Source organism: Pandoraea sp. LA3 (assembly GCF_022696215.1).
GTDB lineage: Bacteria > Pseudomonadota > Gammaproteobacteria > Burkholderiales > Burkholderiaceae > Pandoraea > Pandoraea capi.
The window spans coordinates 134,092-141,943 of the sequence record NZ_PTPY01000040.1; the positions used below are offsets into that span (position 1 = coordinate 134,092).

General features: G+C 61.8%; 8 protein-coding genes. 6 read left to right on the forward strand and 2 right to left on the reverse strand.

Translation table 11 applies throughout. The features are described from left to right. Nucleotides 1-3: 3 nt before the first annotated feature. From C5N93_RS26495 to C5N93_RS26515, 5 genes are all read left to right on the forward strand, one after another. Nucleotides 4-1,053, forward strand: coding sequence for a bifunctional UDP-4-keto-pentose/UDP-xylose synthase (locus C5N93_RS26495; protein ID WP_242561608.1), 1,050 nt, complete (start codon nucleotides 4-6; stop codon nucleotides 1,051-1,053). A 277-nt stretch (nucleotides 1,054-1,330) separates the two neighbouring features. Further along, nucleotides 1,331-2,236 (forward strand): polysaccharide deacetylase family protein, encoded by a 906-nt coding sequence (locus tag C5N93_RS26500; protein ID WP_150723057.1) that lies wholly within the window; start codon nucleotides 1,331-1,333, stop codon nucleotides 2,234-2,236. Between the two features lie 107 nt (nucleotides 2,237-2,343). Next, entirely contained in the window at nucleotides 2,344-2,805 is a 462-nt protein-coding gene (locus C5N93_RS26505) for a peroxiredoxin (RefSeq protein ID WP_242561609.1), read from the forward strand. Nucleotides 2,806-3,123: 318 nt separating this feature from the next. Then, on the forward strand, nucleotides 3,124-4,878 hold the full coding sequence (locus C5N93_RS26510; protein ID WP_242561610.1) for a PhoH family protein: 1,755 nt from the start codon (nucleotides 3,124-3,126) through the stop codon (nucleotides 4,876-4,878). Between the two features lie 276 nt (nucleotides 4,879-5,154). Next, a complete protein-coding gene (locus C5N93_RS26515) occupies nucleotides 5,155-5,937 on the forward strand; it encodes a C40 family peptidase (RefSeq protein WP_242561611.1) in 783 nt (260 codons plus the stop codon). Nucleotides 5,938-6,207: 270 nt separating this feature from the next. Here C5N93_RS26515 and C5N93_RS26520 read toward each other — a convergent pair whose 3' ends face one another. Beyond that, entirely contained in the window at nucleotides 6,208-7,116 is a 909-nt protein-coding gene (locus tag C5N93_RS26520) for an alpha/beta hydrolase (RefSeq protein WP_242561612.1), read from the reverse strand. 86 nt (nucleotides 7,117-7,202) lie between these two features. Here C5N93_RS26520 and C5N93_RS26525 point away from each other — a divergent pair, with 86 nt between their 5' ends. Continuing rightward, a complete protein-coding gene (locus tag C5N93_RS26525) occupies nucleotides 7,203-7,610 on the forward strand; it encodes a MerR family transcriptional regulator (RefSeq protein ID WP_242561613.1) in 408 nt (135 codons plus the stop codon). Nucleotides 7,611-7,741: 131 nt separating this feature from the next. Here the strand turns inward: C5N93_RS26525 and C5N93_RS26530 are convergent. Further along, the coding region (locus C5N93_RS26530) for an integrase core domain-containing protein (protein ID WP_242558265.1) at nucleotides 7,742-7,852 on the reverse strand (111 nt) is incomplete at its 5' end.

Here is a 7,852-nt window from a genome sequence, read left to right on the forward strand (position 1 = left end):
AATATGAAAAAAGTCCTGATTCTCGGTGTCAACGGGTTCATCGGCCACCATCTGTCGAAGCGCATCCTGGAGACGACCGACTGGGAAGTTTATGGCATGGACATGCAGACCGACCGCCTCGGCGATCTGGTTAACCATGAGCGCATGCACTTCTTCGAAGGCGACATCACGATCAACAAGGAATGGGTCGAGTACCACATTCGCAAGTGCGACGTGATCCTCCCGCTGGTCGCTATCGCCACGCCTGCCACCTACGTGAAGGCCCCGCTGCGCGTGTTCGAGCTCGACTTCGAAGCCAACCTGCCGATCGTGCGCTCGGCCGTGAAGTACGGCAAGCATCTGGTGTTCCCGTCGACCTCCGAGGTCTACGGCATGTGCACCGACGGTGAATTCGATCCGGAAAACTCGCCGCTGATCTACGGCCCGATCAACAAGCCGCGCTGGATCTACGCCTGCTCGAAGCAATTGATGGATCGTGTGATCTGGGGTTACGGCATGCAGGAAGGCCTGAACTTCTCGCTGTTCCGTCCGTTCAACTGGATCGGCGCCGGTCTCGACTCGATCTACACGCCGAAGGAAGGCTCGTCGCGCGTGGTCACGCAGTTCCTCGGCCACATCGCTCGCGGCGAGAACATCAGCCTGGTCGACGGTGGTAACCAGAAGCGCGCCTTTACCGACATCGACGACGGTATCGATGCACTGGTTCGCATCATCGACAACAAGAACAACGTCGCCAGCGGCAAGATCTACAACATCGGCAACCCGACGAACAACTTCTCGGTGCGTGAACTGGCCAACATGATGCTCAAGCTGGCGAGCGAATTCCCGGAATACGCAGAGACGGCCAAGAAGGTGCAACTGGTCGAAACCTCGTCGGGCGCTTACTACGGCAACGGCTATCAGGACGTGCAGAACCGCGTGCCGAAGATCGACAACACCATGCAGGAGCTCGACTGGAAGCCGACCACGTCGATGGACGACGCACTGCGCAAGATTTTCGAAGCGTATCGCGGTCACGTCGCCGAAGCGCGTCGTCTGGTCGAAGGCGAATAACGCCTGTGCCCCGGCCCGGCGTACCACGGCATCGAGGTCGTGGCATTGTCCGGACGTCGCACGACACGCCCGGTGCGCCCTCGGCGCATCGGGCGTTTTTGACTCCACGCGTTTGACTTCACGTTTTTGACGCTATTTCGACCGCTGTCGCTGCCTCGGCTTCGGCTTCGGCCTCGGCTTCGGACGTCGGAAATGCATCCAGTCAACTGATTCGACATTCGAGACATCGCGCGCCACGCGGGCCATGTCTTCGATGCACCACTCCTCAAGGGCGGCTATGGCCAAGATTGTCCTGAAGATCGACGTCGACACGCTGCGCGGCACACGCGAAGGCGTTCCCAACCTGCTCGCGGCGCTGGCCGAGCACGCGGCACAGGCGACGTTTCTGTTCAGCCTCGGTCCGGACCACACCGGATGGGCACTCAAGCGAGTCTTCCGCCCCGGCTTCCTGAAGAAAGTCTCTCGCACCTCGGTAGTCGAACACTACGGCTTCAAGACGCTCATGTACGGCACCCTGCTGCCCGGGCCGGACATCGGCAAGCGCGCGGCCGACGTCATGCGCACCGTGCAGAGCGCCGGGCATGAGACCGGCATCCACACCTGGGACCACACGTACTGGCAGGACAATGTGCGCACGCGCGACGCCGCCTGGACGCAGCATCAGATGTCGCAGGCCCACGCCCGCTTCGCACAGATTTTCGGCGCCCCGCCGCTGACCCACGGCGCTGCCGGCTGGCAGATGAACAATCACGCATTTCGCCAGATCGACGCCTGGGGCATGAAGTATTCGTCCGACGGACGCGGCAACGCCCCTCACTACCCGATCGTGGACGGCGTGCGTCTGAAGCACGTGCAGATGCCGACGACATTGCCGACGGTCGACGAACTGCTCGGCATCGACGGCCGCGACATCAATGGTGTTGCCGAACACCTGCTTGCCCTGACTCGCGATCCGGCGCAAGATCACGTGTTCACGCTTCACGCAGAACTCGAAGGGCAGAAGCTGGCGCCGCTGTTCCGTCAGTTGCTGGCCGGATGGCGTCGTCAGGGCCACGATCTGATCACGATGGGTCAGTATTACGAGACGCTCGATCTCAACGCATTGCCGGCACACCCGGTAGTGTGGGGCGAGATACCGGGTCGCTCGGGCGACCTGATTCTCGAAGGCCAGGCGGCTGCCTGACGCCGGGGCGATCGACGCGTCCTGACCCGCGCACCGGATTTCGCAAGACCCCGAATTCGACAACCTTTTCCCGAACCGGCCTGGCAAGGCCACCCAAGGAGACCATAGTGACGGTAGCCATCGACACTCCCGTGCCCGATTTCACCGCACCTGCCACCGGCGGCGATTTTTCGCTCAAGGCCCATCGCGGCCAGAAGGTGGTGATCTACTTTTACCCGAAGGACAACACGCCGGGCTGCACCACGGAAGGCATGAATTTCCGCGACAGCTACGACCAGTTTCAGGCCGCCGGCGCCCAGATCGTCGGCGTGTCGCGCGACAGCCTGCGCTCGCATGAGAACTTCAAGAACAAGCTGGAGCTCCCCTTCCCGCTGATCTCGGACGGCGACGAAGCGGTATGCCAACTGTTCGGTGTCATCAAGCTGAAAAAACTGTATGGCAAAGAACATCTTGGCATTGAACGCAGCACGTTCCTGATCGACGCCAAGGGTGTGTTGCGCAAGGAATGGCGCGGCGTGCGCGTGCCGGATCACGTGTCGGAAGTGCTCGCCGCAGTGCAGGCGCTCTGAGCGAATCTCGCGTGCACGACGTCCGCCACGGCGGTCATCGGGCATGCGCGCGAGCGCTATTCGGCGGGCTGTTGCATTCCGGTCGATGCGACCGCCAGTGAGGGCATCCGACGCTATACAAGCACGGCAAGAGACGTTATAGTCGGCCGTAATGATCAAGCGCATTGAACGAGACTATTGCAGGCGTCGCCACGGCGGCGCCTTCAGCCAAGCCGCCTCTCCGGTGCGTCCGGGCAGGCGGCTTTTTTGTTGCCGGGACGTGATGTATTGCCGTTTGTCCCGGCCGAGTAGTGTTGTGTTTTCTTGAACGGGAAATCTATGCCATTGCCATCGGCGCCGACCAAACCGGGCTCGCTGCTTGCCCCGGAACAATTCCCCACTCGCCTCAAACCTTCGCGCACGGAGGCCAAGAAACCGATTCCCTCGTCTGAACAACATGCACTGGGCGAAACGTCCGGTGCCGCCGGTGCTGCCAGCGCGACCGAATTGAAGGTCGTCCCCAAACCCGCTCCGGCGACGCAGACTGCTTCACAGCCGTCGCCTGTCGCGCGTTCGCCCCAGTCGCCCCAGTCGCCTCCGAAGGCCGACTCGACCGGCGCCGGCGCCTCGCTCAAGGCGGTCAAATCGCCCTCGACCGGGCCCGGTTCGAAACGTACACGCGGCAAGGATCAGGAGCCGGCCAAGCTCTTCGTGCTCGACACGAACGTGCTAATGCACGACCCGAGCAGCCTGTTCCGCTTCGAAGAGCACGACGTCTATCTGCCCATGATGACGTTGGAAGAGCTCGACAATCACAAGAAGGGCATGTCGGAAGTGGCGCGCAATGCGCGTCAGGTGAGCCGCACGCTCGACGGGCTGGTCGCGGAAAGCGGCACGAAGTCGATGGCGGAGGGCATTCCGCTCTCGCGACTCGGCAACAAGGACGCCACCGGGCGTCTGTACTTCCAGACCGACCTGCCCGACGTGCCGCCGCTCGAAGGTCTGCCGCAAGGCAAGGCCGACAACCAGATTCTGGGCGTCGTGCGCGCGTTGCAGGACAAGTTCCGCGATCGTCAGGTCGTGCTGGTGTCGAAGGACATCAACATGCGCGTCAAGGCGCATGCGCTCGGCCTGCCTGCGGAGGACTACTTCAACGACAAGGTGCTCGAGGACAGCGATCTGCTCTACTCGGGTGTGATGGCCCTGCCGCCGGACTTCTGGACGAAGCACGGCAAGGGCATGGAAAGCTGGCAGGATAACCGTACCGGCACCACGTTCTATCGCATCACCGGGCCGCTCTGCGCGAGTTTCCTGATCAATCAGTTCGTCTATCTGGAGACGAACAACGGCGAGGCGCCCTTCTACGCGCAGGTTCGGGAAATCAACGGCAAGACGGCGCTGCTGCAAACGCTGCGTGACTACGGCCATCACAAGAACAATGTGTGGGGCATCACGGCGCGCAACCGCGAGCAGAACTTCGCGTTGAACCTGCTGATGAATCCCGAAGTGGACTTCATCACGTTGCTCGGTCAGGCCGGCACCGGCAAGACGCTGCTGGCGCTCGCCGCCGGTCTGGCGCAGACGCTCGACGAGAAGCGCTACAACGAGATCATCATCACGCGCGCAACCGTGCCCGTCGGTGAAGATATCGGCTTCCTGCCGGGCACCGAGGAAGAGAAGATGCAACCGTGGATGGGCGCATTCGACGACAACCTCGAAGTGCTGCAAAAGACCGACGACTCCGCCGGTGAATGGGGCCGTGCGGCCACGCAGGAACTGATTCGCTCGCGACTCAAGGTCAAGAGCATGAACTTCATGCGCGGTCGTACGTTCGTGAACAAGTTCGTCATCATCGACGAGGCGCAGAACCTGACGCCGAAGCAGATGAAGACGCTCGTCACGCGCGCCGGCCCCGGTACCAAGCTGATCTGCCTGGGCAACATCGCGCAGATCGATACGCCTTACCTCACCGAAGGCAGCTCGGGCCTCACTTACGTGGTGGATCGCTTCAAGGGCTGGGGACACAGCGGGCACGTCACGCTCGCGCGCGGCGAACGTTCGCGTCTGGCGGATTACGCCGCGGAAATTCTCTGACGTCCGCCCCCATCGAGGGCTTCGATGCACGACAAGACGGCGCCTTCGGGCGCCGTTTTTATTGGCTTCGCATGAAGGTCCGGCGTCGAGGTCGTCCATCAACACACATGGCGACCGGATAACGATATCGCCCGGCAAGCCGCGAATTTGTGACGTCGATGCCACAAAACGCACGGATTCCGGTACTTTTGCGATGCATTCGGGCGGTAAGCGTCGTAAACTCTGCGCATGCGAACCCAGCGCCCTCTGAGCATGCATCGCTCTCTGACTCGCCTGATGGCCCGATCCACGACATTGTCGGTGACGTCGACAACGCTGGCGCGCTTGCCGTGGCGAAGCGCCGGCGTGCTCGCCGTCACGCTGCTCGTGGCCGCGTGTTCGTCCGGCCCGTCAGTCCGGCAAGGGGGGAACGCGAACTACGGCAACCGCACAGTCGGCCCCGAGCGCAGCGCGGGACAAGAGGAAATCACGCTCGAAGCGATGAGCCTCGTTGGCATTCCTTACCGCTACGGCGGCAATACCCCCGACTCAGGTTTCGATTGCAGTGGACTGGTGCGCTATGTCGTGGCACGTGCCGCGGGCGTCAATCTGCCACGCACCACCGCCGACATGAGTGGCGTGGGCACGGTGCTCGAACGCGACGATCTCGCTTCGGGCGATCTGATCTTCTTCAATACGACGGGACGCGCGCATTCGCATGTGGGCATCTACGTCGGTCAGGGGAAATTCGTGCACGCCCCGAACTCGGGTGGCACGGTGCGTCTGGAGAGTATCTTTATCCCGTATTGGGCGAAGCGCATTGATGGCGTGCGACGCGTCGCCGCCAACAAGGCGCCGGCAGGCAACACGACCTATGTCAATCGCACGGCACCGGCAACGGTGGCACAAACGCCTGCTGTCGCCCCGCTGCCGAACGTGCCGCTGGATACGACACCGAATCGTCCGCTGACGGCAGCCACGCCGTCGCCGCTGGAGACCCCCAGCAACACCGCCGGACTCGCCTCCCCGCCGGCACAGGACGACGATCCCATCGCCCGCTTCGCCAACAGCTCGATGTAAAACCGCCCGCCCGATGGGAGACATCCCGCCGGCCGGGCCGGATCAGCGCAGGTGCGCAAGCAAGGTTGCCGCCCCGCCGATGTTGATCGCTGCGCCCATCAACACGCCAAGGGGACGGTTGCGCAAAGCCTGGATCAATGTGGTCATATTCGCCTCCTTCGTTGCCCGATAAAACACTATGGACAAATGATAATCAATTGCAATTAACTATTGAAATTGATTATCCCGATGAAGGCGATTTGTCATCTCAATGGGATCCCCGATCCGGGTTCAATACGACGCCACAGCATCCATAAACGCCGCCAGATCGCGGTTGAAGCGGTCCGGCGATTCGACAAACGGGGCGTGCCCCGCGCCAGGATAGACGCTGACGTTGGCCGCCGGGTCCAATGCCTTGGCTCGCTGCGCGGACGACCCCGCTTTGACGAGCGCATCACGCTCCCCGTAGATCAGCAGCAACGGCTTATGCATTGCCCCGAGCCCTGTCGGCGCGTCCACCGTCATCCGGTGCACCACGCGCTGCATGTCGAACGATGCCAGAGCGGCATTCGCCAAGAGGCGGTCGAATGTCATGGTGTCCGGCTGAGTCTCGAAACACAGCTTGAGGAAGGCCTTCTCGGCGTCTAGATGAGTTCTGAGATCGGCGGATGTCATGTCCCGGTAGATTTCGGGATGCGGCACGATCTGATCCGGCTTCAGCTCGATCACCCCACCGACGTAGATCGCGCCAGCGATTCGCGTGTCCCCATACGCCGCCAGATAGTTCGTGGCCACCGCCGCACCGAGCGACCATCCTACAATGACAGGCTGCCTCGCTCCCGACCCTGCGATCACAGCGGCCAGATCGTCCGCCCAACGGCGACCATCGGTATAGGCGTCTGCACGTTCCGGCTTACCCGACTGTCCATGCCCACGCAGGTCGAACGTGATCAGACGGTAACGTTGCAGGAGCGGGCTGCTCGTCTGCGCATCCCAGCTCAGATGGCTGCCCAGCAATCCGTGGACGAAGACGATGGCTGGGCCATCCGGATTGCCGGATTCCTGCACCGCAATCGAGACGCCATCCGGCGCGGTGACGGTGTACGAGACCGGGGCAGCTTGCGCGAGCGTGGCGGCAGCGGACAAGGCCAGCACCGTCAACCAACGACGTAGGCCATTGAAAAGGTTGAAACTGAACATGATTGAAAGACTTCGATGTGGACGGATCGACAGTCTCAACCCTCACACCAATGTGAGAGTCAAGCAAAACTGCTAAGCTCGATCACATGACACATCCCGCGCCTCCCACGCCCCTCAAAATCGGCGAACTCGCACGAGCGACGGGCGTCAGCATCCGCGCCATCCGCCATTACGACGACCATGGGCTACTGACATCGACCCGCTCCGGGAATGGCTATCGCGCGTTTCAGCCGGTTGCGATCACGCAGGTCAGGCAGATTCAGCGCCTGATCGCGACCGGCTTCAGTCTGGAGGAGATTCGCAGCTTTCCCGATTGCATGCGGCTGATCGAAGGGGCAAAGGCCTGCAAGGAAATCTCGGAGACGCAACGCAAGCGGCTGGCCGCGCTGGAGCAGCAGATTGCCGATCTGGAGCGTCGGCGGGCACGGTTGAGGAGCATGCTGATGGAAGATCGTGACGCGACGGGAGATGCCGGGACGTCGTCACTCACCTAGCCACACACGGGCGCATAGCGGCGCCATCCCCGCCTTTCGTGACTCGGTCGAGCAGATCAAATACCGCAATGCCCGACTCGCCGATCCGATCAGCGTGTCAAGTCCTGAAATAGGTTGACAGAAAAAGTCATTCAAAACGCCCGATGCACCGCATCGGGCGTTTTGTATTTCAGGGCCGCATGAGGTCGTTCGTGATTGTAGATGTGCACGGACTGTCTCACCATTTTGACGGCTTGCTTGAG

What these genes read in the sequence shown, in the direction of transcription:
- C5N93_RS26495 (WP_242561608.1), top strand. Translation starts at nt 4, where the DNA reads ATGAAAAAAGTCCTGATTCTCGGTGTCAACGGGTTCATCGGCCACCAT.
- C5N93_RS26515 (WP_242561611.1), top strand. Translation starts at nt 5,155, where the DNA reads ATGGCCCGATCCACGACATTGTCGGTGACGTCGACAACGCTGGCGCGC.
- C5N93_RS26510 (WP_242561610.1), top strand. Translation starts at nt 3,124, where the DNA reads ATGCCATTGCCATCGGCGCCGACCAAACCGGGCTCGCTGCTTGCCCCG.
- C5N93_RS26500 (WP_150723057.1), top strand. Translation starts at nt 1,331, where the DNA reads ATGGCCAAGATTGTCCTGAAGATCGACGTCGACACGCTGCGCGGCACA.
- C5N93_RS26525 (WP_242561613.1), top strand. Translation starts at nt 7,203, where the DNA reads ATGACACATCCCGCGCCTCCCACGCCCCTCAAAATCGGCGAACTCGCA.
- C5N93_RS26520 (WP_242561612.1), bottom strand. Translation starts at nt 7,116, where the DNA reads ATGTTCAGTTTCAACCTTTTCAATGGCCTACGTCGTTGGTTGACGGTG.